This is a genomic window from Calidithermus roseus, assembly GCF_003574095.1.
Taxonomy (GTDB): domain Bacteria; phylum Deinococcota; class Deinococci; order Deinococcales; family Thermaceae; genus Calidithermus; species Calidithermus roseus.
This window is the reverse complement of the sequence record NZ_QWLA01000024.1, coordinates 1-24,886: the sequence shown is the minus strand read 5'-3', so window position 1 is coordinate 24,886 and position 24,886 is coordinate 1. Positions and strand designations below refer to the sequence as shown.

Below are 24,886 nucleotides of genomic sequence, written 5' to 3'. Positions count from 1 at the left end.
TGGTGTTGGCGTTCAGTGTTGGGCGTTCGACGTTCGAGAGCATCCCTACACTCCCACCAACTCTTCGAGCTTGCCCGTCTTCTGGTGGTACTGGTCGATGTACTCCTTGCGGATGCGCTTGAGCTCGGAGGCGGGGAAGTCGGAGAGCAGCGCCCAACCGATGTTGAGGCTCTCCTCGATGGAGCGCTCCTGCTGGCCTTGGTTGATGAACTTCTTCTCGAAGTTGTCGGCGAAGCGCAAGTACTTCTTGTCCACCTCGGTCAGGGCGTCCTCACCGGTGATGGCCACCAGGCGGCGCAGGTTGATGCCGCGGGCGTAGTTGGAGAAAAGCTGGTCAGCGAGTTCCTTGTGGTCGGCGCGGGTTTTGCCCTTGCCGATGCCGTTGTTCATCAAGCGCGAGAGGCTGGGCTGCACGTTGATGGGCGGGAAGATGCCCTGCTGGGCCAAGTCGCGGGCGATGAAGATCTGGCCCTCGGTGATGTAGCCGGTGAGGTCGGGGATGGGGTGGGTGATGTCGTCACCGGGCATGGAGAGGATGGGGATCTGGGTGACCGAGCCCTTCTTGCCGTGCACCACGCCTGCGCGCTCGTAGATCGAGGCCAGGTCGGTGTACATGTAGCCGGGATAACCGCGGCGACCAGGGATCTCCTCGCGGGCCCCGCCGATCTCACGCAGCGCCTCGCAGTAGTTGGTCATGTCGGTGAGGATGACCAGCACGTGGTAGTCGTGCTCGAAGGCCAAGTACTCGGCGGCGGTGAGGGCCATGCGGGGGGTGAGCAGGCGCTCGACGGTGGGGTCGTCGGCCTTGTTGAGGAAGAGCACCGAGCGGCTCAGGGCTCCCGTGCGCTCGAACTCCTGCAGGAAGTAGCTCACCTCGCGCTGGGTGATGCCCATCGCGGCGAAGACCACCGCGAAGCCCTCGCCCTCGCCGAGCACCTTGGCCTGACGGGCGATCTGGGCGGCGAGCTCGTTGTGGGGCAGGCCCGAGCCGGAGAAGATGGGCAACTTCTGACCGCGCACCAGCGTCATGTTGACGTCGATGGCGCTGACACCGGTCTGAATGAACTCCTCGGGCTTCTCACGGGCCACCGGGTTGATGGGCGCGCCGTTGATGGGCAGGCGCTTCTCGGCCACCACCGGGGGCAGGCCGTCGATGGGCCGGCCGATGCCGTTGAAGGCCCGGCCCACCATCTCCTTGCTCACGCCCAGGCGGGCCACGTCTTCCACGAGCGAGACGGTGGTGCGCTCGAGGTTGAGCCCCGAGGTCTCCTCGAAGACCTGGAGCACGGTGTACTGGTCGGAGACTTCGATCACCTGGCCACCGCGCACCCGGCCCGTGCCGTCGTCGATATTCACGATCGCGCCGTAGGCCAGGTCCTTGGCCCCCTCGAGGAACAAAAGCGGGCCGGAGACGTAGGTGACGGCGGTGTATTCTTTCTTGAGCATCTGCTACACCTCCTCAAGCCTTGACGCTGCCCAGGAATGCGTGCTGGACCTGGGCGTCGAACTCGGCCTTATAGGCGGGGAAGTCGGCCTCGGGCACGTAGCGGGCGCGACCCATCTTCTCGATGATGGGGTCGGAGAGGAAGTCGGCGATGGTGGCGCCGCGGGCCAAAGCAGCCTCCCCTTGCTTGTACAGCGCGATGATCATCTGCATCATGCCGTAAGCCTTGGCCATGGAGCACGAAGCGTCTACGGGGTCGTAGGCGTTTTGTTGCAAGAAGTCCTCGCGGGCGATACGGCCAATCTCCAGGCTCAGGCGCTCGGCGTCTTGCAGAGCGTCAGGGCCCACGAGCTGAACCACCTGCTGCAGCTCAGCCTCACGCTGGAGCATGGTGATGATCTGGGTGCGCACCTCAGGGTAGTCGGGGGCCACGTTCTGGCGGTACCAGGGCTCGAGGATGCCCAGGAAGAGGCTGTAGGAGCGGGCCCAGTTGATCGCCGGGAAGTGGCGGGCGCGCGCGAGCTGGGCGTCGAGGGCCCAGAAGCCGCCGGTGATGCGCAGGGTGGACTGGGTGACGGGCTCGGAGAAGTCGCCGCCCGCCGGGCTCACCGCGCCGATCACCGACACTGCGCCGGTCTCCCCGGCCAGGGTGGTCACCCGGCCCGAGCGCTCGTAGAAGCTGGAGAGGCGCGAGGAGAGGTAGGGCGGGTAGCCCTCTTCAGCCGGCATCTCCTCCAGGCGCGAGGCGATCTCGCGCAGGGCCTCGGCCCAGCGGCTGGTGGAGTCGGCCATCAGCGAGACCTTGTAGCCCTGGTCGCGGAAGTACTCGGCGATGGTGATGCCGGTGTAGAGCGAGGCCTCGCGGGCGGCCACGGGCATGTTGGAGGTGTTGGCGATGAGGATGGTGCGCTCCATCAGCGGGCGCCCGGTCTGGGGGTCCTCGAGTTCGGGGAACTCCACCAGCACGTCGGTCATCTCGTTGCCGCGCTCACCACAGCCGACGTAGACGACGATGTTAGCGTCGCCGAACTTGGCGATGGACTGCTGGGTGACGGTCTTGCCCGAGCCGAAGGGACCGGGGATGGCCGCCGTGCCGCCCGCGGCCAGCGGGAAGAGCACGTCGAGGATGCGCATGCCGGTGAGGAAGGGCTCGTTGGGGTCGAGCTTGCGGGTGAAGGGACGCGGCTTGCGCACGGGCCAGAAGTGGGCCAGGCGCAGCTTGGTGCCGTCCTCGAGCTCGGCGATGGTGTCGTCGATGGTGTACTCACCAGGGCCCACGATGCTCTTGATCTTGCCCGACTTGTCCGGGGGCACCAGGATCTTGTGGGTGAAGCTGAACTCGGGCACCGTACCCAGGATGTCGCCGCCTTTGACAACATCCCCCACCCGTTTCATGGGGGTGAAGGCCCACTTCTTGCTGCGGTCGAGCGAGCTGACCTCGATACCACGCGAGATGTAGATGCCCGAGACCTCCTGAATCTTGTCCAGCGGGCGCAGGATGCCGTCGAAGATCCCGTTCAGGAGGCCCGGCCCCAACTCCAGTGCCAGGGGCAGGTTGGTAGACACCACCGGCTCGCCCACCTGTAGCCCGTTGGTGTCCTCATAGACTTGAATGAAGCATTCGTTACCGTCCAGCCGGATGATCTCGCCCACGAGCTTCTCGTTGCCCACGCGCACGATGTCGTACATCTTCGCGCCCTCGAGCCCCTCGGCGATCACCGCTGGACCTGCGATTTTCTTGATGACCCCCACTATGTTCCTCCTTGTCTGTGGAGTCTTGCCTTTACAGATCGTCGGTGGTCGATAGTCAATAGTCTATAGCCTGATCTGTTCGTATCGGACTATCGGCTCTCGCCACCGACCCCTAGAGCTTGATGTCAAACCCGATGGTCTGCCGCACCAACTGGCGCATGTAGGCCCTGGCGTCGCCACCGCCGCTGAAGGCCTCGAGCAAGTTGGGCAGCGAGAGCAGCACCGGGGTGCTGCGCCCGCGCATGATGCGCTCGACCGCCTTGTTGGGGTCGGAGAGCAGGCTCTCGTCCACGGCGATCAGGGCGTAAGCGTTCGACTGCACCATCTCGGCGAGCGTGCGGGCAGCTTCCTCCTTGCTCGAGGTTACCGCTTCCAACCCGGCCAGGCGATACCCGGAGGCCGTCTCGGCATCGGTCAGCACTCCGATCTTCACCCCATCACCTCCTTCTCCACCGCGTCGGCAGGCAGGTTGTAGTAGGCCCGTCGGGCCAGCAGGCGAATACGGGCGGCCTCCCACTCCTTACTGCGGACGTAGTCGAGGGTCAGGCCCGGCCCGAGGCTGTCGAGGCTGCCCTGGTGGGCCTTCTGGCGCAGGATCTTGCGGAGGATTCGCTCCAAGTCGCCCAGCGTCCGCGCCCCCGTCGCCGGGGCCAGGGGAGTCGCGCTCAGGGTATCCATGGCAGCGAAGTCGCCCTGGGCGATGCGGCTGAAGGCGGTCAGGGAGAGGTGGGTTCCGCCGGGGACGAAGTAGGCCTCGAGGTTGGCCGGAGCACCCAGGGCCTGTAGCTTGAAAGCCGTCGCCAGGTTGGTGGCGTCTACCTCGAGGGCAAAGTAGGAGGCCAGGAAGCGCTCGCGCAGCTTCTTGGCCTTGGCCAGCGCCGCGGCGAAGAACTCGCGGTCGAGCGCCACTTCCAGCGCCAGAAGGTCGGGGCTGCCCTGCACCGCGTTGCGCAGGGCCTTGGCCAGCGGGTTGCCGGGCAGTTGCAAGATCTGGGCGATGCCCGCGGCGTCGGAAGCCTGGAGCATGCTGTTGATGAGGGTGTCCGGCAGAGTCCCTCCCACCAGGGTAGCCTTGATCTCCTCGGGGTCTTTACCCGCCGCTTTTCCGCGCAGGATGGCCTTGAGGTTGACCAGATCGGCCCGCAGCAGCGGCAGGCTGACCACCGTGCGCAGCTCGCCCGACACCAGGCTCGGCAGATCGCCCACGGTGCGGCTCAGGTGGCTGGACACCGCCCGATCCACATCCTCCAAGCTTCCGCCCTTGAGGTCAGGGCCATAGACCGTCTCACCCAACAGCCGCACGAAGTCGGGGAAGGAGGCGCTCAGGGCCTGCTGGAAAAAGCCCTCGCCCACCAACTGGCTGCGCCGGGAGCGCACGCGGGCGTTGAGGTAGGCGTAGCCAGCCGCCATGCCTACCCCCAGATCGCTTTCGCGGCCTTGGCCGAAAGCGAGTCCCAGGCGCGCTCGAGGCGCTCGGGAAGACTATTCTGCACCATGCTCTTGCCACCTGGGGCCACCAAGCGCACGCCGTAGCGCAGGCCGGCATCGGTGCGCAGCTCGAGGCCCTTGGCCTTAGCCCAGGGCTCTATTTTGGCCGCGTCGTCGGGGTTGACCACCACTGCCTCGGCCTGGCCCAGGCCCTGCAGGGCCTCCTCAGCCAGCTTGGTCAGGATCTCGTCATAACCCGGCTGTCCTTGGAGACTGGCCAGGGCCTTGAGGGCCTCGGCCTTGACCCGGTCCACCACCTGGCCCCTGGCTTGGATGCGGGCCTGGTTGAGCACCAGCTCCGCCGCGCTCTCAGCCCGGCGCTCCGCTGCTGCACGCTCAGCCTCCAACTGCTTTTGCCGGGTAGCCTTGAGGGCCTCAGCCTGCTCCTGAGCGGCCTTGATGATCTCGGCAGCACGGACTTCGGCGGCTTTGGTGACCTCGGTGATCTCGGCGAGAACCTCCTGTTGGAGGATGTCCTCAAGTTTCGACATTCTTCAGGTCTCCTTGCGACTCCATGCCCTAGGGCATGGAGTCCGGTCAGGGCTCTAGCTGATGAGGAACAGACCCACGAAGCCGAAGATCACCAGCGTTTCGGGTAGCAGGAAGAAGATCAGCGCAGTACCGAAGTTGCGGCGGTCTTCGGCCACAGCCCCCAGCGCAGCCGCACCGATGGCCGACTGGGCCACGCCTGTGCCCAGAGCGCCCAGACCCAGGGCCAGACCCTTGCCGATGGCGGCGAAGGACGAGGCCGCAGCGGCCCCTTCTTCAGCAGCGAAAGCCACAGCCAAGAGCGCCATACCGATGATCGAGAGAACTTTCTTCAGCATCACGTCACTCCTTTTCGCGCATCCGCGCAAGATGAACTTATTGGTCACGAACCGACTTGAAGGGACGGTAAGCCCGGCCCACCTCGTCGAAGAACCCGTAGTTGTTGCCAAACTCGATCCACAGCAAACGGATCGGCTGGAGCACGTGCCCCATGATGGTGATTAGGGTGATCAGCGCGAACATGATCGCCCCCACCGCGAAGCCGATGAGGCCGCCGATAAAACCCAGCTGCTCGGCCATGGCAAAACCCGCGTCGTTGGCGAGTTTGTAGAGCACCGCCCCCGCCAGGCCCACCGCGTATATACGGATGTAGCTGAGGATCTGCCCGCCTTTGGTCAGCAGCTCGATGGGCATCACCAGATAGCCCATGATGGCCCCCAGGCTGCGGGCCACCTGGAACATCGCCACCACGAACACCGCCAGCCCGGCGACGAGGATGAAGGTCGTCAGCGGAGCACCCGCGCCGGTCAGGAAGGTGTAGGCATAGGCCACGATCCCGATCAGGCCCGCCAGGTACCCGATGCCCTCCCACATGTGCGAGGCGCTGTGGTGTTTATAGCCCATGTAAGCCCGCAGGCCGAAGGCGTAGAAGAGCTGGAGGATACCCAGCAGCAGGCAGACCACGATCAGCAATGTGGAGGTCTCGGCGGCCTCGAGGCGGTTGAGCAGGATTGGGAAGAGCCCGCTGTGATGGCCGTCGTTGGGGTAGAAGATGCCCAGGTGCTCGGCTAAAGTGCCGAAAAACTCCCCGTAGAGGAAACCCCAGATGCCCGCTGAGACGGCCATCCAGGTCAGCACCTTAGAGATGTCACGGCTCACCGCCGGGGCGATATTGAAGCCCACCAGGGGGATCAGCACACTCTGTCCCTGCTTGGCCCTGTTGCCAAAGAACCAGGCCAGGTAGCCAAACAGCAGCGCCATACCGATGTCGCCCACCACGATACCGAAGAAGAGCGGGAAGAAGAGGGCGATGTTGATGGTAGGGTCGTAGGAGCCGTACTTGGGGGTGTTGAGGAAGCCGTGCAGCAGTTCGAAGGGCTTGGCCCAGGCTGGGTTCTTCAGCGTCACCGGCACCTGATCGGCCTCGTGGTGCTCGTCCACGGGCTCGAAGGTGTAGACGATCTGGTCACGCAGCTTGCTCAGGGCCTCTTCCACCTTGGGCTTGGCGTCCTGGGGCACCCAGCCCATCAGGGCCACGCCGTACTTGCCCGCCGCCAGGTCGGAGGCGGTCTTGTAGCGCAGTACCTCGTCGCGGGCCCTGGTCAGCAGGGCTTGCAGGGAGGTCAGGGACTCCCGGCCCAGCTTGGCAACCTCCTCGAGCACCCCCGCGAGTTCTTCAGGAGCGATCTTCTCGCGCTCGCGCATGCGGCGGGCCACCTGGGTGACGGGCAGGTTGGCGAAGGCTCCGGGAAAGCGCAGCTCGGCCAGACCCAGGCGCGAGAGGGCGCTGCGGGCGGCCTCGAGGTCGCGCCTCATGACCACTACCACCGCGGCCACCTGCTTGTCCATGGGTGCTGACTCGAGCAGGTAGCGGTCTTGCAGGGCCGAATCCAGCGCGCTCCGAACCGGGAGCAACTCCTCGGGCTTGCCTACCAGGAAGGGGACCACCCCGAAGCGGGGGCTCTGGTCGATGCCATAGGTTAGGCCGGCGAGAGCCTGGGCGGCAGCGCCGAAGAGCTGGATGCTTTGAAGCTCCTCCTCCAGCGCCGCCCGCTCGCGACCCAGCACCTCCGCGCGCTCCACCCAAGGCCTGATCTGGGCTTCGGCTTCCTCGAGCGTGCCAGGGAAGGGCACGCTCGCCACCGGAGTCACACCCAGCACCGCCAGGGTGCGGTCTACGCCAGAGACGATGGCTTCCCAGCGTCTGAGTTCGCTCTCCTCCTGCGGGCTCAGGCGAAACTCGCCGAGCTCGGCGGGGCGCAAGGGGTCGATGTGGACCACCCCGGCGTGCTGGAGTTCGGCCAGCAGCGAACGGGCCAGGCGACGTGGCCCGGCCACGACCAGCTTCTCCATCGGCGCGATCAAGGGAGGACCTCCCCCAGCACCAGTTTGACGGCGCTTTCGATGCGCGCCTCGGCAGCTTCGGTGATGCTCTTCGCTTCGGTCTCGGCACGCGCTTTGGCCTCCGCCTCAATTTTGGCTACCGTATCGGCGGTCTGGGCCCTCATCCGGCTTTCCATCTCGCGCACGGCCTCCTGGGCCTGGGCCACGATCTGGGCCGCCTGGGCTTCGGCATCCTTGATTTTGGCCTGCGCCGCTTGTTTGGCCTCCTCGAGCTGCTTCGCGAGTGCTTGCTCGCGCTCAGCGAGGTCTTTAATCAATCCTAGGCCAGCCACTTTCCCTCCTTTCGTGAAATAAGGCTCATGTAAACGCCCGCAGCATTGTAGCGGTTTATGAAAAGGGGCGTCAACGGTGCATAGCATACCCTACAGCAGCGCATTTAGCCCCATGGCTCAGGCTGGAATTCCAACACCGGCCCAGAGCGATTGAGAGCGCCACCACCGGTCGCACCGACACGCGGCAGCCTGGCGGCGCACGGGCAACCCGACCTGCGTTCGGTCGCGAAGCGCTCGTGGTTTTCATCGCTACCAGTCTGCCCGATTTTAGATGTAACAACTGTTACGCAATCGGGAATTGACGTTTTGCCTACGGCAGTATGGCGTAAACTGCCCCGGTGAAGGTTCGCGTTTCCCCCCGCGGGGCCAGCCGCCTGCTGGCCCGCCACCCATGGGTCTATCGCTCCGACGTGCTCGAGGGGCCAGATCAGGCCGGGTTGTACCCGGTCTACGGGCCCAAGGGCCTGCTGGCCTGGGCGGCCTGGAACCCGGCTTCGGAAATTGCAGTGCGGGCATTTCGTTACCGCCCTACCGACGACGCCGAGCAAAGCCTGCTGGACAACCTCCAGCGGGCGCTGGCTCAGCGCAAGGCCAGCCTGGAGGCCGAACCCCAAGGGGCCTTTCGCCTGGCCCACGCTGAGGGCGACAGCCTGCCGGGGCTGGTGCTCGACTACTACGCCGGTCACGTGGTCGTGCAATCTGGCTCGGCGGCCCTCGAGCCCCTGCTGCCCCGCTTCGTCGAGGTCTTGATCGAGCAAATCCCCGTACAGAGCGTGCTGGCGAGGAACGACCAGCGAAGCCGCACGCTGGAGGGGCTCGAGCTGGAGGTAAAGCCCCTCTTCGGCAAAGTGCCCGAGTGGGTGTGGGTGAGGGAAGGAGACATCGAGTACCGCGCGGACCTGCTGAGTGGCCAGAAGACCGGGGCCTTCATCGACCAGAGGGACAACCGGCTGCGGCTGCGGGCTTACAGGGGTGAGCGGGCGCTCGACGTGTTCAGCTACCACGGTTCCTTCGCCCTGCACCTGGCGCAGGGGTTCAAATCGGTCACGGCGGTCGACAGCTCAGCCGAGGCGCTGGCCCGCGCCCGCGCCAATGCCCAGCACAACCGCCTCGAGATCGCCACGGTGGAGGCCAACGCCTTCGAATTTCTGCGCCAGGAAGAGAAATCGGGGCACAAATACGACCTCGTCGTGCTCGACCCCCCGGCCTTCGCCAAGAGCAAGCGGGACCTCGAGCGGGCTTACGCGGCCTACAAGGAGGTCAACCTGCGTGCGATCAAACTGCTGCGCGAAGGCGGCATCCTGGCCACCGCCTCGTGCAGCCACCACCTGACCGAGCCTTTGTTCTACGAGATGCTGGCCGACGCCGCCGCCGACGCCCACCGCTCTTTGCGGGTGATCGAGCGGCGCGGCCAGGGCTGGGATCACCCGGTGCTGCTGGGCGTGCCGGAGACGCATTACCTCAAGTTCGCGTTGCTGGAGGTGGGGGAATAAGGGGCAAGCGGGTATCGGGCGAAGGGAGGCCCGTGGCGCATGGGGTCGGGGAAGGGCTTGTGGAGTATCCTGACCCTTGACCTCCCTTGCCAAAGCCTCCACACTGAGCACGATGAATGACGCCATGGAAGACCTGCTCGAGCGCTTGGGCAACAACCTGGTGTGGCGCATCGGCAAGGCTGAAACCGAGGACGTGATCGTGGTGCGGGTGGGCCTGGCCCGCGCCGCCAGCAACTTCGCCCTGTACCCCCGGCTACGCAATGCCACCGACGAGGAAATCGAGAGCCTGGTCAAGAACGGCCAGGTGCGGGTGGAGTGGGTCGATTGACTCATCACGCGCCCTGCACGCAAACTCCGCGACTCGCGAAAACCATGAACATCGAGCGAACCTTCGAACTAACCCTGCCCGGTGACGAGGCGCTGCTGCACTCGCCTGAAAAAGTCTTCGGCGGGCGCAGCCCTTTCGAGGCCATGAGCCGCGAAGGGCTCAGGCTGCGGGGGGCCCTGGCCGCCGACGTGCCGCTGCTGGGCCAATTGCGCTTCCCCTTCGAGAGCGAACTGGTGCTGGACATCGGCTTGGCGCAGCTCGAGCCCGTCCTGCCCTCTCCCATCCCCGACTACTGGGCCGAGATCGCTGGCGAGGGGCGGGTGCAGGGCGAGAAGCTTCACTACCAGATCACCGTGCGGCTGCACGCCGAGGTGCCCCCTGGCGATAAGTGGGGGGGCAAGGCCCTGCGGCGCATGGCCGAGGCTGCCTTCGAGCGCACCCTCAGCCGCGCCCTGAGCCAGCTCCAGCCATGAGGCTGTCGCAAACGACCTCGAGTCCACCAATCGAGCTTTATACTGTTTTTTGGATGAAGCACCTGGAAGCGGGCGGTTGCACTGGGGGTGAGACGCCATGCTAGAACTCCGGTACATCGGCCACTCGGCGGTTTACTTGAGCGACGGAACCACCCGCATCGTGATTGACCCCTTTATCACGGGCAATCCCAAGGCCACCGTGGGGGTTGAAGCCGTAGAGGCCGACCTGATCCTGGTTACCCATGCTCACGGTGATCACTGGGGCGATGCCCTGACGCTATCCAAGAAGGGCGGACTGCTGGTTTCCACTGCCGAAATCGCCGCCTACGCGGAGCAGCGGGGGGCCAGGGTTCAATCCATGAACATCGGCGGGACGTATAAGTTCAAAGGAGGCTGGCTCAAATGGACCCCGGCCTGGCACTCCTCGAGCTTTCCCGACGGCACCTACGGCGGCATGCCCATGGGCGTGGTGCTGGAACTGGGCGGCAAGCGCATCTACCACGCCGGCGACACCGCCCTCTTCAGCGACATGCGGCTCATCGGCGAGATGGGCCTCGACCTGGCCCTGCTACCCATCGGCGACAACTGGACCATGGGACCCGACGACGCCCTCAAGGCGCTCGAGCTGCTGCGTCCCAAGCAAGTCATGCCCATCCACTACAACACCTTCCCGCCCATCGCCCAAGACGGCGCGGCCTTCGCCTCCAAAGCCACTCTGATGGGGATCGAGGGGATGGCCCTGGCTCCAGGGGAGAGCCGCAACCTGTAACGGCATGGTAACGCCGGATCGCCTATGCTGAGGCTGAGTCGGTAACGCTCGCGTTTGATTTCCAGGTGGTTATGCCGCTGAGAGACGAGAATCTCGATTATTCACGCCTGACCCGCAAGGATTTCCGGCTGGAGATGCTTCTGGGCCTGGGTCAGACCGCTCAGGTCTATCTGGCCAAGGCACCCAACGGCGTGAGCGTGGCCCTGAAAATTCCGCGCCGCGAGGTGCGGGAAAACCGCCAGATGAGCGAGCGCTTCGCCCAGGAGGTCTCGCTGTCCATCAGCCTGTCGCACCCCTACCTGGTGCGTGGTCTGGCGGGTCGCCCCACTGGAGACGGGGCTTTCCTGGCCTTGGAATACTTTCCCGAGGGCAGCCTCGAGGACCGGCTCCACAAAGAACCCCTCGCCTTCCCCGACGCGGTGCGCAGCCTTCAGCAGATCGCCCAGGCAGTGCTGTTCCTCCACCAGCGCGGGGTGATTCACCAAGACATCAAACCCGCCAACATCTACCTCAAAGGCCCCGACTTCAAGCTGGGGGACTTGGGGGTAGCCAAGAGCCGCAGCAACCCCAGGCCGCTCGAGCGGGCCGGGAGCCCTTTCTACATGGCCCCGGAACTGTTCGCGGGAGAAGAAGCCACCGAAGCCTCCGACGCCTACTCCTTCGGGGTGCTGGCCTACGAGTTGCTCACCGGTAAGCGGCCTTTTCGCGCCGAAACCCTCGAGGACGTCACCCACGCCCACCTGCACCTGGCTCCCCCGCCTACCTCGCTGCCCCGCCGCCTCGACCAGGCCCTGCGCAACCTGCTGCACAAAGACCCCAAGCAACGCCTGAGCATCCCCCAGTTCTTGCAGGTGCTCAGCTCGCCCAACGAGCCTCCCCAGCCCCAGACGGAAACCAAAGAAAAGCCCAAGGGCCTGTTCGGGTTGTTCCGCCGCCGCTCCTGAAGAATTTCCTCCCTGGCGGTGTAGTTACAGCACCGAGCGCAGCAGCCTCGAGGACCGATAAACTTGGGCTATGGCACAACCTGTCTGGTATCCCAACGAAGAATACACCCGCGGCTCGCATCTCGAGACCCTCATGCACAGGCTGGGCCTGGGCAGCTACGAAGAGCTGTACCGCTACAGCGTCGAGCAGCCCGAGGCTTTTTTCGAAGCCACCTTCGAGCAGATGGGCCTGGAGTGGTTTCGGCCCTACACACGGGTGCTGGACACCTCACAGGGCCCCCAGTGGCCGCAGTGGTTCGTCGGCGGCCAGCTCAACCTGGCCTACAACGCCGTAGGTCGTCACGCCAAGACCCGACCCGACGCCCTGGCGCTGATCTGGGAGGGCGAGGACTCCCAGGTGATCCGGCTCTCCTACGGCGAACTCGAGGTCTCGGTCGCGAGGGCGGCCAATGCGCTCAAATCGCTGGGGATCGGCAAGGGGGATCGGGTAGGCATCTTCTTGCCCATGATTCCCGAGACGGCCATCGCAGCGCTGGCCATCGCCCGGATCGGGGCCATCTTCATCCCCATCTTCTCGGGCTACGCCGCCGAGGCTGCCGCCACCCGGCTGAACGACGCCGAAGCCCGCCTCATCGTCACCGCCGACGGCTTCTGGCGGCGGGGCAGCAAGGTCAGGCTGCTGGAGGCTGCTCGCGAGGCCGCGGCACTCTCCCCCAGCGTCGAACGGCTTCTGGTGGTGCGGCGCTTTGGTGACGTGCCGCTGAAAGAAGGCGAAGTGGCCTGGGAGCAGGTGGTAGATGCCCAACCCAAGGAGGCTCCTTACGAGCCGATGGATAGTATGGACCCCTTCATGCTCATCTACACCTCGGGCACCACCGGCAAGCCCAAGGGCACCGTCCACTACCACGCGGGCTTCCCGCTCAAGGCCGCCCAGGACATGGCCCACTGCTTCGACCTACGGCAGGGCGAGATACTGTTCTGGTTCACCGACATGGGCTGGATGATGGGCCCCTGGGCCATCCTGGGCGCACTCACGCTGGGCAACACGGTCTTCCTCTACGAGGGCGCGCCGGATTTCCCCGATCACGGACGGCTGTGGAGCATGGTCGAGCGCCACCGCATCACCCACCTGGGCATCTCCCCTACCCTGGTGCGCGCGCTGGTGCCCTTCGGCGAGGAGCCCATACGCCGCCACGACCTCTCCTCCTTGCGCATGCTGGGTTCGACCGGCGAGCCCTGGAACCTCGAGCCCTACCTGTGGTTCTTCCACACCGTCGGAAAAGGCCGGGTTCCCATCATCAACTATTCCGGCGGCACCGAGGTCGGCGGGGGGATCCTGGGCTGCGTGCCCTTCAAGCCCATCAAAGCAATGGGCTTCAACACGGCGGTGCCGGGCATTCGGGCTGCCGTGCTCGATGCCCAGGGCCGACCGGTGGTCGCAGAGGTAGGTGAGCTGGCGGTGCTGGCCCCCTGGCCGGGCCAGACCAAGGGCTTCTGGAGGGCGCCCGAGCGCTACCTGGGCACCTACTGGAGCCGCTTCGAGGGCGTGTGGGTCCACGGAGACTGGGCAATGGTGGACGAGGAAGGCCACTGGACTATCCAGGGCCGCAGTGACGACACCCTCAAGGTCGCGGGCAAGCGGGTGGGGCCGGCGGAGTACGAGAGCGCGGCGGTGGAGCACCCAGCGGTCAAGGAGGCTGCTGCCATCGGAGTACCCCACGAAGTCAAGGGGGAGGGCGTGGTGGTCTTCGTGGTGCTCAAGCCAGGCCACACCCCCAGCCAGGAGCTGGCTAGGGCCATCACCGAACAGATCGTGCTGCGCCTGGGTAAGGCCCTCAAGCCCGAAAAGCTGCTGTTCGTGGGTGACCTGCCCAAGACCCGCAACGCCAAGGTCATGCGCCGGGTGATCCGCGCGGCCTTTTTAGGCCAGAACCCCGGCGACCTCTCCGCGCTGGAAAACCCTCAGGCAGTGGAGGCCATCCGAGCGCTGGCGTAAGGGGAGATTGCCGATTGTCAATGGTCGATAGCCACTCGCGTTTTGCGTCTTGCGCTTCGCGTACGACGTACGACGCTTAACCCAAGCGTGGCCTATACTGAACCCTCGGAGCCCTGAGCCTATGCTCGATGCGCAGACCCAGCAACTTGCCCACGAAGTGCGCGATCTGGTGGCCCAGGGCCTGGAGTCCCTGGCCCGCACCCCCACCGACCTCACCCCCCTGCGCCAGGCCCTGCTCGACCTCGACGGCCCTTTCCTGCTAGTAGTGGCAGGCGAGTTCAACAGCGGCAAGAGCAGCCTCCTGAACGCACTGCTGCGAAGCGATCTGCTCGAGGAGGGGGTGACGCCCACCACCGACCGGGTACAGCTCATCGGCTATGCCCCCGAAGCCCGCTACGAGCCCCAGAGCCCCGAGTTGGCCCACCTCTACCTGCCCAACCCCATCCTCGAGGACTTGCGGCTGGTAGACACTCCCGGCACCAACGCCATCCTGCGGCACCACCAGGTGCTCACCGAGCGATTTCTGCCCCGCGCCGACCTCATCCTCTTCGTCACCAGCGCCGACCGGCCCTACACCCACAGCGAGGCCGAGTTCTTGCAGCTCATCCGGACCTGGGGCAAGAAGATCGTGCTGGTGGTCAACAAGATGGACATGCTGACCCAGTCCGAACGCGAGCAAGTGCTGGAGTTCGTGCGCAAGGGAAGCGAGCAGACCCTGGGCCGCAGCGTCAGGGTATTCGGGGTTTCGGCGCGGCAGGCCAGGCAGGGCGAGCGCGACATCAGCGGCGTGGGGGAACTCGAGGCCTACATCCAGCAGGTGCTGAAGCACGAAGCGGCTGCGCTCAAACTGGGTTCCCCCCTAGGGGTGCTGATCCGATTGTTGGAGGTAGCCGCACCCGAGCTGGAAAAGCAGCTCCAGGGCATCAAGAAGCAACTCGCTACCTGTGAGGACCTTGAGCTGCTGGCTGCACGCCACGCTGAGCGCACCCGCCGGGACTTTGCCGGCCAGGTGGCGCTGGTGACCCAGGTGGTAGAGGGGGTGCGCGAGCGCGGCGAGGCCTGGCTGGACGAAACCGTGCGCCTGGGCCGCCTCTTCGATCTCGTCCGCGGCTCCAAGATCAAGCAGAGTTTTCTCGAGGAGGTGGTCAGGAACGCTAACCTTGAAATCGAACGCGGGGTGATGCAGGGGCTGGGTTGGCTGGCTAAGCGCGAGCGCGAATTGCTCGAGGACGCCCTGCACCTCCTGCGCGAGGCTCCGGGTCTTAGTGGAGCGCAGGCTTCAGGGGAGCAGCAGGCCATCGCGGGCAACCTCGAGGCCGCCCTGAACTCCTTCGAACCCGAACGCGAGGCCCTGGAGCTGAAGAACCACATCCAGACGGCCCTGCAACACACCGCGCTGGTGGAGGTGGGAGCAGTGGGGCTGGGCGGGTTGCTGGTGCTGATCTTCCAGAAGCTATTGCTCGACCTCATGGGCATCTTCACCGGGCTGATCGTGGCAGTGCTGGGCTTTTCCATCCTGCCCCGCCGCAAGGAAGCGGCCAAGATCAGGCTGCGCGAGCGCCTGGCCGTGCTCAAAGCCGATCTGCAAAAAGCCATGGGTGAAGCCCTCGAGGCCGAGTTACGCAAGGCTCAGGAGCAGTTCACCGCCCTCTACCGCCAGCCTTGCCTGCGGTTGGAGGCCAGCCGCGACAGCCTGCAAGGCCAGATCGACAGGCTCAACGCCCTCAGGCAAAAAGCACTGGCGTTGCGGGAAGAAGTGGCCCGTTAGAGAAGAGGGGGTCGAGGGCTGGGAACTCGTGGATATTCCCCTTCCCCAACCCCCCTCCACGCAAACCCGCCTTTGCCTGAAGCGAGGACAACCCCCAGCCCGCGTGAACAGCTTTCAGGTCTATAGTTGTCCCATATTTGTACTACGATCATATTCATAGAAATTCATCTCACAAACTTGACCTCGCAAGGTAAGGTTTATTGGGTCGTTGTTGCGTTGAAGCCGAAAACTCCGCCTTTGGGCTCGAGACGGCTCGTCGCATTTTCGGCCCACTCTGTGCATCTGTCACAGGAAAGCCGCACGCACGCTCCTAACATCTGGAGTGATCACGCCGGGCGATTCTGAGTCATGCCCTCAATACATCGCATCGCCTGGACGTGCAGTTTGCAGGAGGAACCTCGGTTATGGCTAAACTCATCGCAGTCGACGACTCCCTCTCCGACCTCAAGCTCATCGAAAGCATCCTGGCCACCGATCACAAGGTGGTGCTGGTGCAGGGTGCCGAAAACGTGGAGAGCCGCATCGAGGCCGAAAAGCCCGACCTGGTGTTGCTGGACGTGGTGATGCCAGGTCGCAACGGCTATGAGGTCTTGCGGGGCCTGCGGCGCAACGAGAAGACCAAAAACCTGCCGGTGCTGGTCATCAGCTCCAAGGGCGAGCCCACCGACATCGAATGGGGCAAGCGCCAGGGCGCCAACGGATACCTCACCAAGCCCTACACTCCCGACTCCTTGAAGCAGGCGGTGAGGGAGTTGCTGGGCGGGAGTGAATGGTCGTGAGCAAGACCCAGGTTCGTCAGGCCGGGTTCTTTCGCCTGGCAGGCGACCTGTATGCCCTCGAGGTGTCCCATTTGCAGGAGGTGCTCGAGGTAGGGCGGCTGACCCCCATCCCCCTGGCTCCCCCCGCCCTGCTGGGCATGGTCAACTTGCGCGGGCGCATCCTGCCCCTCTTCGACCTCAAGGGGGTGCTGGGCCTGAGCCGCCAGCCGGGCGCGGGCGGGGAGAGCGCGGTGGTCATGCGCTACGGCAAGCAAGTGCTGGGACTCGTGGTAGACGAGTTCATGGGTCTTTCACCGCTTCAGAGCCTGCGCCCTGGAGGCAGCGGCATGTACCTGGGTACGGTGAGCTTTCAGGGCCGCAGCGCCCGTGTGCTCAACCCCGAGGCCCTGATGGCGGACATCCGGGGCTTGCTATCCTCGGCAACGGATTGGAGCCGTTCTTTCGAGTGAGCGTAAAGGAGCGTCATGAGCCGCGTCCACCTCTCACACGAGCCTGGCCCGATGACCCATCGACGGGCCACCCCCCCTTCTAAAACAGGAGCGTCGTATGCAACCCGCCAAACCCACTAAACCCACCAGACGCAGAATCCTGCCCCGCCTATCCCCCCGCACAGCCTCCACCCAGCAAGTGGGCCCGTCCGGTGGTTTCCTGAACAACCTGCGCCTGGTCTGGAAGATCGCCCTGATCGTGCTGGTGATGGCGCTGGGTGCCTCCGCAATCGTGCTGGCCGGTCTGGCAGGTCTCCAGGCCATGCGCGCCGACCTCGACAACCTCTACAGCGGCATGCTGCTACGCCTGTCCAACGTCCACAAAGCCGAGATCTACTACGCCGACCTGCTGCGCTACCTCGAGATCGCACGCAAGCCCCAGGCCGATATCGGCGAGCGGCGATCGGCCATGGAGCTGGCCATGAGGGCCATTTCCAACGCCGACGAGATCATCGACCGCTACAACCAGGAGTGGGTCACCGGCAGCAACTACGACTACATCACCCGGCTGCTGCGCGCACGGGGCAAGGAGTCGCTGCAAGAGAGCGAGCTGAACGCGGTCACCACCCTCAACGAGCGTTATCTCGACGCGCGCAACCAATTCGACGCCTTCTACCAGAGCGTGGAGGCTGGAAAGCCCGACCTGAAGCTGGCTGAGGAAGTCATCTACCAATACACCACCCTGCGCGGACACCTGCGCGAACTGATCAACGTCAACGACGCGCTGGCCTTCGAGATCAACAACGCGGCGCTGGCCAGGAGCGGCGAGGCCCTCCGCACGATGCTGGTCACCCTGGTGGTGGCGACGCTGTTGACGCTGCTGATGGTTTTCTGGATCACCCGGGCCACCACGCGCCGCCTGGCCGCGCTCGAGCGCGGCGCCGTAGACCTGCGCGAGGGCAAGCTGGACACCGTGGTGAAGGTGAGCGGCAGGGACGAGATCGGCACCTTGGGGTCGGTCTTCAACGATGCCGTGACCCAGCTCCGGGCCAAGGCCGAAGCCGACGCCGAGGCCATGCGTCAGAGCCAAATTCTCCAGCAAAACATCGCCGAGTTCCTCAACGTCACCATGGACATCGCCCAGGGTGACCTCACCAAGCGTGGGGTGGTGACCGAGGACGTGCTGGGGAACGTGGTCGACGCGGTGAACCTCACCGTCGAGGAGATCGCCTACTTGCTCAAGGACGTGGCCAAGGTGGCCGAGCGCGTCAACGCCGAAGCCGAGCGGCTCAACCAGGTGGCGGCCTCGGTGCTCGAGGGGGCCAAGGTTCAGGCCGACGAAGCCCAGAAGGCCCAGGGACAGGCCCTGGAGGTGACCCAGTCCATCCGCCAGATGTCCGATACGCTGAGCATCTCGGCCCAGGCCGCCGCCAAGACGCTCGAGGCCTCACAGAAGGGCCAGGAAGCGCTGACGGCGACCTTGACGGGCATGCAGAGCATCCGCCGCGAGGTGCAAAGCATCGCCAAGAGCATCAAGGGCCTTTCCGACCGCTCGCTGGAGATCTCGGAAATCGCGCTGACCATCTCCAACATCGCCAAGCAGACCAACCTGCTCGCGCTCAACGCTGCCATCGAGGCCGCGGGCGCGGGTGAAGCGGGCATGCGCTTCTCGGTGGTGGCCGACGAGGTGCGCAAACTGGCCGAATCCTCCGCGCAGGCCGCCCAACGCGTAGGCACGCTGATCAAGGGCATCCAGAGCGAGATCCAGGGCGTGGTGATCTCGGTGGAAGGCGGAACCAAAGAGGTGGAGCAGGGCTATCGCATCGCCACCGAAGCCAGCGAGCAGCTCAAGGAGATCGCCCACCTGGCCGAGCAGTCGTCGAAGCTGGTTCAAGCCATCTCGGGCGTGGCCCAGCAGCAGGTACAAAACGTCGAGCGCGTGAGCCAGGCGGTGCGCTCGATCGCCGGAACCGCCGAAGCCACCGAGGAGAACAGCCAGCAAGGCCGTCAGGCTGCCGAGGAGTTGCGCAGGCTGGCCGAGCAGCTCAGCGCCAACCTCTCCCGCTTCCGCCTGCCCAGCTGAGTCCCCCCACGGTGAGCGCGATGCAGAAGCCTTTCCACCTAAGCCCGCCACTCGACCAAGCTCACCGTGAGGGCCCCGACAAAGGACCAACCCACAGGCACTAACTAAAGGAAGCTTATGCAAGCGGCCAAACACAAACCCAAGCCCAACCCGCGCCCGGCAGCCTCGAGCGCCTCCCCCAGGATTCGCTTCGGCATCCGCCAGCGCATCCTGCTGCTGCTAGCGCTCCCCCTGCTGTCGCTGCTGGCCGCGGCCTCCATCGCCACGGCGGTCACCCTGCAGCAGAGCCTAGAGGCCGAGTTCAGCGCCAAGGGCGAGGCCATCGCCCGCTCGATTGCCTCCAGCATCGACGACGACATTCTCGCGGGCAATCAAAGCGCCGTGCAGCAGCGCCTCGAGGACTTCTCCCCCATCCCCAACGTCACCTACATCTTCGTGCTCGACAACACTGGCCAGGTCTTCGGTTCGGTCATCGCCCACGTCACCCTCAAAGGCGGCAGCATCCGCAGCACCTACATGCCGCAGGCCGTCATCGACAGCGCTCGCTCCTCCACCGCGGTGATGCGCCGCGTCAACTACACCGACGCCGTCGGTAAGAACTACCGCGACATCCTCGAGCACCAGGCTCCCATCGTGGGCAACCTGGGCCGGGTGTTCGTGGGCATCGATCGCAGCGTCATCGTGCAGAAGGCCAACCAGATCGCGCTGGCCCTGGCCTTGGGGTTCGCGCTGGTAGCTGTGGTGGTGCTGTTGCTGGCCACCGTGCTGCTGAACCGGCTGTTCCGCCCCGTCAACCGCCTGGTGAGCATAGCCACCCGCATCGGTCAGGGAGACCTCTCCGAAACCACCGACGTCAAGACCAACGACGAGCTGGGGATGCTGGGTCGGACCCTCGACCAGTCCATCGTGCAGTTGAGGGGCCTGGTGCGTACCGCCGAGGAGCGCGACCGTGAGCGCCGCGAGCGCGAGCAACTCCAGGCCAACATCGCCGAGTTCCTCAAAGTGGCCATGGACATCGCCCAGGGCGACCTCACCAAGCGTGGAGCGGTGACTCAGGACGTGCTGGGCAGCGTTGTTGACGCGGTGAACCTGGCAACCGAGGAAATCGCACGATTGCTCCAGGACGTGCAGCAGACCGCTTTGCAGGTCAATCAGGGCGCGCGCAGCATGGCCAGCACCTCAGCGCACGTGCTCGAGGCCGCTGCCTCCCAGGCTGAGGAAGCGCTCAAGGCCCGTGGACAGACCCGCCAGGTGGCCCAGACCGTGCAAAGCCTGGCCCAGACCGCCTCCTCCTCGGCAGAAGCCTCCCAACAGACCCTGCAAGCCGCACGCGCGGGCGAGCAGGCGGTGGAGGCGACCCTGGCGGGGATGCGGCAGATCCGCGAGCAGATGCAAGGCATCGCCGAGAGCATCCGGGGGCTCGCCAGCCGCTCGGCCCAGATCTCGGAAGTGGCCGACGCCCTGGCCGACTTCGCCTCCCAGACCAACCTGCTCGCGCTCAACGCCACCTTCGAGGCCGCGGGTGCAGGCGAGCTGGGACGGCGTTTCGCGGTGGTGGCCGAGGAGATTCGCAAGCTGGCCGAGGACTCCGCTAAAGCCACCCGCCAGGTGAGCGACATCGTCACCGACGTGCAGCAGGAGATTGGTCGCACCGTGAGCGCGGTGCTCGAGGGGGCCCAGACCGTGGAGGTGCAGTACCGCAGCGCGGAGCAGGCCCAAGGACAGCTCAGGGAAATCGCGCGACTGGCCGAGCAGTCCTCGCGGCTGGCGGCGCTGATCTCGAGCTACGCCCAGTCACAGGTGAAGTCCATCGAACTCGTGGACGAAGCCGTGCAGAGCATCGCTCAGACCGCCCAATCCACCCAGAGCGAAAGCCAGCAAGGCCGTCAGGCTGCCGAGGAGTTGCGCAGGCTGGCCGAGCAGCTCAGCGCTAACCTCTCCCGCTTCCGCCTGGCCTAAAGGAAGATATGCCAAGCCCTATACCCGAACTCCTCCAAAGCTTCCTCGCCGAAGCCTGGGAGGCCGTGCTGGCGCTGGAGCAGATTCCCGACTACGTCGCCCGCCAGGAATTTGAACCCCTGGTCATCGTGACACATCGGCTCAAGGGCTCGGCGGGGCTGTACAACTTCCCTCAGCTCTCTCGCCTGGCCGGGCTGCTCGAGCGCCTGCTCGAGGGCGCACCCCGGCTGACCCCCCAACAGCAAGAGCAACTCACCCGCTTCGTGGGGCTGGCCTCGGCCTGCATCTGCGACGCACTCGACAGCATCGCCCAGAATGGACACGAAGGCGGCGTAGGGCTCAACCTCAGCCGCCTGGGGGCCTCGAGCCTGCTGGGCGAGCTGGCCTTCGCCAACCCCCAGGCTTGGGTGGCGCACCCCCCGAGCGACCCCGGCGCCGAGCTGGGCGAGGGCGATGCGCCGGAAGAGGATGCCCCCTACAGCGCGAGCCTGCGCGAGGAACTACACCGCTTCTTCCGCGAGAACCCCGACATCTGGGAGTTCTTCGCCCCCGAGGTGCTCGAGCACCTCGACACCGCCCAGAACGCGTTGGAGCACCTGGCGGGCGAGGGCGAGGAGGGCGACGTGACCGCGCTCTTCCGCGCGCTGCACACCATCAAGGGTGCGGCCTACTCGGTGGGCTGCACCCCTATCGGCAAGCTGGCCCACAAGCTCGAGGACCTGCTGGTGCTCGTGCGCGACGGTCAGCGCCCCTGGAGCGGCGAGCTGGCCTCGATCGTGGCCGAGGGGGTGGGCACCATCCAGCTCATGCTCACCACCGCCGAGGGTCGCTCCACCGACCTCGAGGCGCACATCATCCGGCTCGAAGGGCTGCTGGGCGAGCCCACCGGCCTCATCGCCGAGGCCGTGGCGCCTGCACCGGCTCCCCAGCCCGCCGAGCCCCAGGCCACCCCCGTCGCCCCGAGCCCCGAAACCCGCAGCACGGTGCGCGTGGCGCTCGAGCGCCTCGACCACCTCCTCGACCTCACCGGCGAAGTCATCGGGACCCGCTCGCGCTTCGAGAGCCTGCTCTCACGGCTGAAGGAGATCGACGAGGCGCTGGAGAACAGCCGCCTGCGCCTGATGCAGGCCGCCAGCGACTTCGAGAGCCGCTACCTCAACCCCACCCTCTCCGAGTCCAAGGCCCCCGCCGCGGAAGAAACAGGGGAAGCGGGCTCGAGCGGCATCGGCAAGTCGGTGCAGGAGATGTTCTCCGAGCTCGAGTTCGACCGATACACCGACCTCAACATCCTCGCGCGTTCGGTCTCGGAAATGGTGGCCGACCTCAACGAGGTGCGCTCCCAGCTCGGCGCCACCCTGCTGGCCCTGCGCGACGAGCAGGACGCCTTCGGCAAGATTACCCGCTCGCTGCGCTCGGAGGTGGGCCGCATCCGGCTGGTGCCCATCGGGCGCCTCTACCAGCGCCTGCGCCGCCAGGTGCGGCAGATCGCCGCAGACCGGCCCATCCGCCTGGAGCTCTCCGGCGAGCAGGTCGAACTCGACAGCCTGGTGCTCGACGGCCTGGTCGAGCCCTTGGTACACATCGTCAACAACGCCATCGTGCACGGCATCGAGAGTCCGGAGATCCGCCTTCAGCGGGGCAAACCCGCCGAGGGCCTGCTGCGCATCCGCACCTACCAGCGCGGCGGCGACGCCTTCATCGAGGTCCAGGACGACGGCAACGGCATCGACGTGGAGGCAGTCAGGGCCAAGGCCATCGAGAAGGGCCTGCGCAACGAGGCCGATTTGCAAAACCTCAGTCGCCGCGAGCTTATCGAGCTCATCTTCCTCCCCGGCCTCTCCACCGCCCCGACCATCACCCAGGAAGCCGGGCGCGGGGTGGGAATGGACGCGGTGTGGAACAGCGTACGCCGCCTCAAGGGCGACATCACCATCGAGACCCAGGAGGGTCTGGGCACCACCTTCCGCCTGCGCGTGCCGCAGAGCCTGATCGTCTCGGACGTGCTGATCCTCGAGGCGAGCGGGCACACCCTGGGCCTGCCCAGCGACACCGTGCGCGCGCTGCGCCTGGTTGAGGGCAGCGCTCAAACGCTGGAGCACGAGGGCGAGCGCTACCCCATCCAGAAGCTTTCCCGTCTGCTGCGCCTGCCCGAGAGCGAGCTGAGCGAGATGGCGGTGGTCTACCTCGAGGTCGCCGGGCGGCAGCTGGCGTTGGGCGTTGACCGCCTGGTGGGGCTGCAACAATCCATCGTCAAGCCCTTCGAGGAACCGCTTTCACTCTTAGGTCACTTCTCCGGCGCGCTCGTAGCCGGTACGGGCGAGGTCATCCTGGTGCTCGACCCCAGCGGCCTGCTGCGCCTGCAGGCCGATCCCTACGACCACCGCGCAATCTCCTCGCTCAACATCGCCGCTCCTGCGCAGCAGACCATCCTACTGGCCGACGACTCGCTTTCGGTGCGCAAGATGGTGGGTCAGAACCTGCGCCGACTGGGTTACAATGTCGTCACCGCCGCCGATGGTCAGGAGGCGCTGGAAATCCTGCAAGAAGGCACCTTCGCCGCCCTGATCACCGACCTCGAGATGCCCCGCATGAGCGGTTTTGAGCTTCTGGAGGAGGTGCGTCGCCGCCCCCACCTCGCGCACCTGCCGGTGGCGATCCTCACCACCCGCGCCAGCGCCAAGCACCGTGACCTGGCGATGCAACTGGGGGTCAACGCCTATCTCACCAAGCCCGCCGACGAGGCCCAGTTGTTGCAGTTCCTGCGTGAAGGAGTTCGCACGTGAAAGCCTTGATCGTTGCCGCCAACCTCGAGTCCACCCGAGCCTTGCAGCAGGCTTTCATCCAGTCGGGTTTCGAAGTCCAGACCGAGACCAGCGCGCTGTATGCCCTGACCCTGCTGGAGCGCAATCGCCCGGATGTGGTGGTGAGCTTGGCCCAGCTTTCGGACATGAGCGGGGCCGAGTTCTATGAGTTGGTGCGCAGCGACGACGCTTTGCGCTTCGTGGCCTTCATCCTCCTAGCCTCCGAGGCCCCGGCCCACGTCTCCCGCATCGACAGTGTGATGCCCCCGGCGGTGATCGCCGGGGAGGTGGTGCGGCAGGCTTACCAGAAGGTGCTCGAGATCACCCGCCAGACCTACGAAGCCTCCAGCGCAGCCCCCATCCGCGAGGCCATCCAGGGCGTGCTGGGCGACATCAGTCTCTTCGACCTGGCCCAGTGGCTGGCCCGCTCGTCCAAGACCGGGCGGCTCGTGGTACACCTCGAGACCCAGCAGGCCACGCTGTACTTCCTCAAGGGTCAGCTCATCCACGCACAATTCGGCGACAAGAGCGGCGAGGACGCGGTGCTGCACCTGATGATACAGGCCGAGTCCAACCGGGACGGCAGCTTTGGCTTCGAGCCCAAAGACGCCAGCGACCTGTTCATGGAGCCCGTCACCATCCACAAGAGCACCGATCAGCTCCTGCTGTCGCTGGCGGTCGAGATCGATCATCGCCAGGCGGGCTCGAGCCTGAACTGAATAAGGAGGAGTATGCCAAAAGTTCTCGTGGTCGACGACAGCACCAGTGTACGCAAGGTGCTGGAGCGTCTGTTGGCCGCACGGGGGTTGCAGGTAGTGACTGCCCAGGACGCGGAGGAAGGGCTCAAAATGGCCACCGACGAGTCCCCCGATCTGGTCATCGCCGACGTGGTGATGCCGGGGATGAGCGGTTTCGAGCTGTGCCAACTGCTGCGGCTCAACCAGCGCTTCCGCGACACTCCGGTGATCCTGATCTCGGGCATCATGGACGACAAAACCCTCGTGCAGGCCCAGAGCGTGGGTGCCAACGGGGTCATCTCCAAGCCCTTCACCCCCGACACCCTCTACCCCAAGATCGAGCAGGCTCTGAGCAAGGCTCCCGCCGTCGCGCTTGCAGCTCCCCCTCCCGTATCCGCACCGCCTCCGACCCCTAATCCCGAGCCAATCCCGGCTCCTCCGGTGGCTGCCGCTCCGAGCACTCCCGCCCCTACCCCACCC

22 protein-coding genes are annotated in these 24,886 nt (G+C 65.5%); 14 read left to right on the top strand and 8 right to left on the bottom strand.

Features of this window, described 5'->3' with window-relative positions:
• Nucleotides 1-45 precede the first annotated feature (45 nt).
• The 8 genes from Mrose_RS07690 to Mrose_RS07655 form a co-directional block, all read right to left on the bottom strand.
• Nucleotides 46-1,446, bottom strand: a complete 1,401-nt coding sequence (locus tag Mrose_RS07690; RefSeq protein WP_119277080.1) for a V-type ATP synthase subunit B — start codon at nt 1,444-1,446, stop codon at nt 46-48.
• 13 nt (nt 1,447-1,459) lie between these two features.
• Nucleotides 1,460-3,199 carry a V-type ATP synthase subunit A gene (locus Mrose_RS07685; protein WP_220452301.1) on the bottom strand — a complete coding sequence of 580 codons (1,740 nt, stop codon included), beginning with the start codon at nt 3,197-3,199 and terminating at the stop codon, nt 1,460-1,462.
• 109 nt (nt 3,200-3,308) lie between these two features.
• A complete protein-coding gene (locus Mrose_RS07680; protein WP_182482727.1) occupies nt 3,309-3,623 on the bottom strand; it encodes a V-type ATP synthase subunit F in 315 nt (104 codons plus the stop codon).
• 2 nt (nt 3,624-3,625) lie between these two features.
• On the bottom strand, nt 3,626-4,606 hold the full coding sequence (locus Mrose_RS07675; RefSeq protein WP_119277075.1) for a V-type ATPase subunit: 981 nt from the start codon (nt 4,604-4,606) through the stop codon (nt 3,626-3,628).
• 2 nt (nt 4,607-4,608) lie between these two features.
• A complete protein-coding gene (locus Mrose_RS07670) occupies nt 4,609-5,175 on the bottom strand; it encodes a V-type ATP synthase subunit E (protein ID WP_119277073.1) in 567 nt (188 codons plus the stop codon).
• 54 nt (nt 5,176-5,229) lie between these two features.
• Nucleotides 5,230-5,511 carry a F0F1 ATP synthase subunit C gene (locus Mrose_RS07665; RefSeq protein ID WP_119277071.1) on the bottom strand — a complete coding sequence of 94 codons (282 nt, stop codon included), beginning with the start codon at nt 5,509-5,511 and terminating at the stop codon, nt 5,230-5,232.
• Between the two features lie 37 nt (nt 5,512-5,548).
• On the bottom strand, nt 5,549-7,537 hold the full coding sequence (locus tag Mrose_RS07660) for a V-type ATP synthase subunit I (RefSeq protein WP_245969696.1): 1,989 nt from the start codon (nt 7,535-7,537) through the stop codon (nt 5,549-5,551).
• Nucleotides 7,534-7,848 carry a V-type ATPase subunit subunit G family protein gene (locus Mrose_RS07655; RefSeq protein WP_245969694.1) on the bottom strand — a complete coding sequence of 105 codons (315 nt, stop codon included), beginning with the start codon at nt 7,846-7,848 and terminating at the stop codon, nt 7,534-7,536. Before Mrose_RS07655 ends, Mrose_RS07660 begins: the two co-directional genes overlap by 4 nt.
• Before the next feature lie 338 nt (nt 7,849-8,186).
• Here Mrose_RS07655 and Mrose_RS07650 point away from each other — a divergent pair, with 338 nt between their 5' ends.
• The 14 genes from Mrose_RS07650 to Mrose_RS07585 form a co-directional block, all read left to right on the top strand.
• Nucleotides 8,187-9,341 (top strand): 23S rRNA (cytosine(1962)-C(5))-methyltransferase, encoded by a 1,155-nt coding sequence (locus Mrose_RS07650; RefSeq protein ID WP_119277065.1) that lies wholly within the window; start codon nt 8,187-8,189, stop codon nt 9,339-9,341.
• A gap of 112 nt (nt 9,342-9,453) precedes the next feature.
• Entirely contained in the window at nt 9,454-9,669 is a 216-nt protein-coding gene (locus tag Mrose_RS07645) for a DUF3248 domain-containing protein (RefSeq protein ID WP_119277063.1), read from the top strand.
• Between the two features lie 44 nt (nt 9,670-9,713).
• Nucleotides 9,714-10,142 (top strand): DUF3809 family protein, encoded by a 429-nt coding sequence (locus Mrose_RS07640; protein ID WP_119277061.1) that lies wholly within the window; start codon nt 9,714-9,716, stop codon nt 10,140-10,142.
• Nucleotides 10,143-10,239: 97 nt separating this feature from the next.
• Nucleotides 10,240-10,911 (top strand): metal-dependent hydrolase, encoded by a 672-nt coding sequence (locus Mrose_RS07635; protein WP_119277059.1) that lies wholly within the window; start codon nt 10,240-10,242, stop codon nt 10,909-10,911.
• 71 nt (nt 10,912-10,982) lie between these two features.
• Nucleotides 10,983-11,855, top strand: a complete 873-nt coding sequence (locus tag Mrose_RS07630; RefSeq protein ID WP_119277057.1) for a serine/threonine-protein kinase — start codon at nt 10,983-10,985, stop codon at nt 11,853-11,855.
• A 70-nt stretch (nt 11,856-11,925) separates the two neighbouring features.
• Nucleotides 11,926-13,851 (top strand): AMP-binding protein, encoded by a 1,926-nt coding sequence (locus Mrose_RS07625; protein ID WP_119277056.1) that lies wholly within the window; start codon nt 11,926-11,928, stop codon nt 13,849-13,851.
• Nucleotides 13,852-13,972: 121 nt separating this feature from the next.
• Nucleotides 13,973-15,619, top strand: coding sequence for a dynamin family protein (locus tag Mrose_RS07620; RefSeq protein ID WP_119277054.1), 1,647 nt, complete (start codon nt 13,973-13,975; stop codon nt 15,617-15,619).
• A gap of 404 nt (nt 15,620-16,023) precedes the next feature.
• A complete protein-coding gene (locus Mrose_RS07615) occupies nt 16,024-16,398 on the top strand; it encodes a response regulator (RefSeq protein ID WP_119277052.1) in 375 nt (124 codons plus the stop codon).
• The gene (locus Mrose_RS07610) at nt 16,395-16,847 is read left to right on the top strand and encodes a chemotaxis protein CheW (protein WP_182482725.1); all 453 of its coding nucleotides are present in this window, start codon (nt 16,395-16,397) and stop codon (nt 16,845-16,847) included. The genes Mrose_RS07615 and Mrose_RS07610 overlap by 4 nt, the downstream gene beginning before the upstream one ends.
• Before the next feature lie 97 nt (nt 16,848-16,944).
• Nucleotides 16,945-18,909 (top strand): methyl-accepting chemotaxis protein, encoded by a 1,965-nt coding sequence (locus Mrose_RS07605; RefSeq protein ID WP_119277048.1) that lies wholly within the window; start codon nt 16,945-16,947, stop codon nt 18,907-18,909.
• A 117-nt stretch (nt 18,910-19,026) separates the two neighbouring features.
• Complete coding sequence (locus Mrose_RS07600; protein WP_119277046.1) at nt 19,027-20,868, top strand: methyl-accepting chemotaxis protein; 1,842 nt, start codon at nt 19,027-19,029, stop codon at nt 20,866-20,868.
• A gap of 8 nt (nt 20,869-20,876) precedes the next feature.
• Nucleotides 20,877-23,651: a hybrid sensor histidine kinase/response regulator gene (locus Mrose_RS07595; RefSeq protein ID WP_119277045.1), complete on the top strand. Its 2,775-nt coding sequence runs from the start codon at nt 20,877-20,879 to the stop codon at nt 23,649-23,651.
• The gene (locus tag Mrose_RS07590; RefSeq protein ID WP_119277043.1) at nt 23,648-24,388 is read left to right on the top strand and encodes a DUF4388 domain-containing protein; all 741 of its coding nucleotides are present in this window, start codon (nt 23,648-23,650) and stop codon (nt 24,386-24,388) included. Before Mrose_RS07595 ends, Mrose_RS07590 begins: the two co-directional genes overlap by 4 nt.
• Nucleotides 24,389-24,400: 12 nt before the next feature.
• On the top strand, nt 24,401-24,886 hold a 486-nt coding region (locus Mrose_RS07585; protein WP_147371586.1), incomplete at its 3' end, for a response regulator.

Bases quoted from the DNA above. Each gene is read 5' to 3' on its own strand.
- Mrose_RS07690 (WP_119277080.1), bottom strand. From the start codon at position 1,446: ATGCTCAAGAAAGAATACACCGCCGTCACCTACGTCTCCGGCCCGCTT.
- Mrose_RS07675 (WP_119277075.1), bottom strand. From the start codon at position 4,606: ATGGCGGCTGGCTACGCCTACCTCAACGCCCGCGTGCGCTCCCGGCGC.
- Mrose_RS07670 (WP_119277073.1), bottom strand. From the start codon at position 5,175: ATGTCGAAACTTGAGGACATCCTCCAACAGGAGGTTCTCGCCGAGATC.
- Mrose_RS07665 (WP_119277071.1), bottom strand. From the start codon at position 5,511: ATGCTGAAGAAAGTTCTCTCGATCATCGGTATGGCGCTCTTGGCTGTG.
- Mrose_RS07645 (WP_119277063.1), top strand. From the start codon at position 9,454: ATGAATGACGCCATGGAAGACCTGCTCGAGCGCTTGGGCAACAACCTG.
- Mrose_RS07640 (WP_119277061.1), top strand. From the start codon at position 9,714: ATGAACATCGAGCGAACCTTCGAACTAACCCTGCCCGGTGACGAGGCG.
- Mrose_RS07635 (WP_119277059.1), top strand. From the start codon at position 10,240: ATGCTAGAACTCCGGTACATCGGCCACTCGGCGGTTTACTTGAGCGAC.
- Mrose_RS07630 (WP_119277057.1), top strand. From the start codon at position 10,983: ATGCCGCTGAGAGACGAGAATCTCGATTATTCACGCCTGACCCGCAAG.
- Mrose_RS07625 (WP_119277056.1), top strand. From the start codon at position 11,926: ATGGCACAACCTGTCTGGTATCCCAACGAAGAATACACCCGCGGCTCG.
- Mrose_RS07620 (WP_119277054.1), top strand. From the start codon at position 13,973: ATGCTCGATGCGCAGACCCAGCAACTTGCCCACGAAGTGCGCGATCTG.
- Mrose_RS07615 (WP_119277052.1), top strand. From the start codon at position 16,024: ATGGCTAAACTCATCGCAGTCGACGACTCCCTCTCCGACCTCAAGCTC.
- Mrose_RS07605 (WP_119277048.1), top strand. From the start codon at position 16,945: ATGCAACCCGCCAAACCCACTAAACCCACCAGACGCAGAATCCTGCCC.
- Mrose_RS07600 (WP_119277046.1), top strand. From the start codon at position 19,027: ATGCAAGCGGCCAAACACAAACCCAAGCCCAACCCGCGCCCGGCAGCC.
- Mrose_RS07595 (WP_119277045.1), top strand. From the start codon at position 20,877: ATGCCAAGCCCTATACCCGAACTCCTCCAAAGCTTCCTCGCCGAAGCC.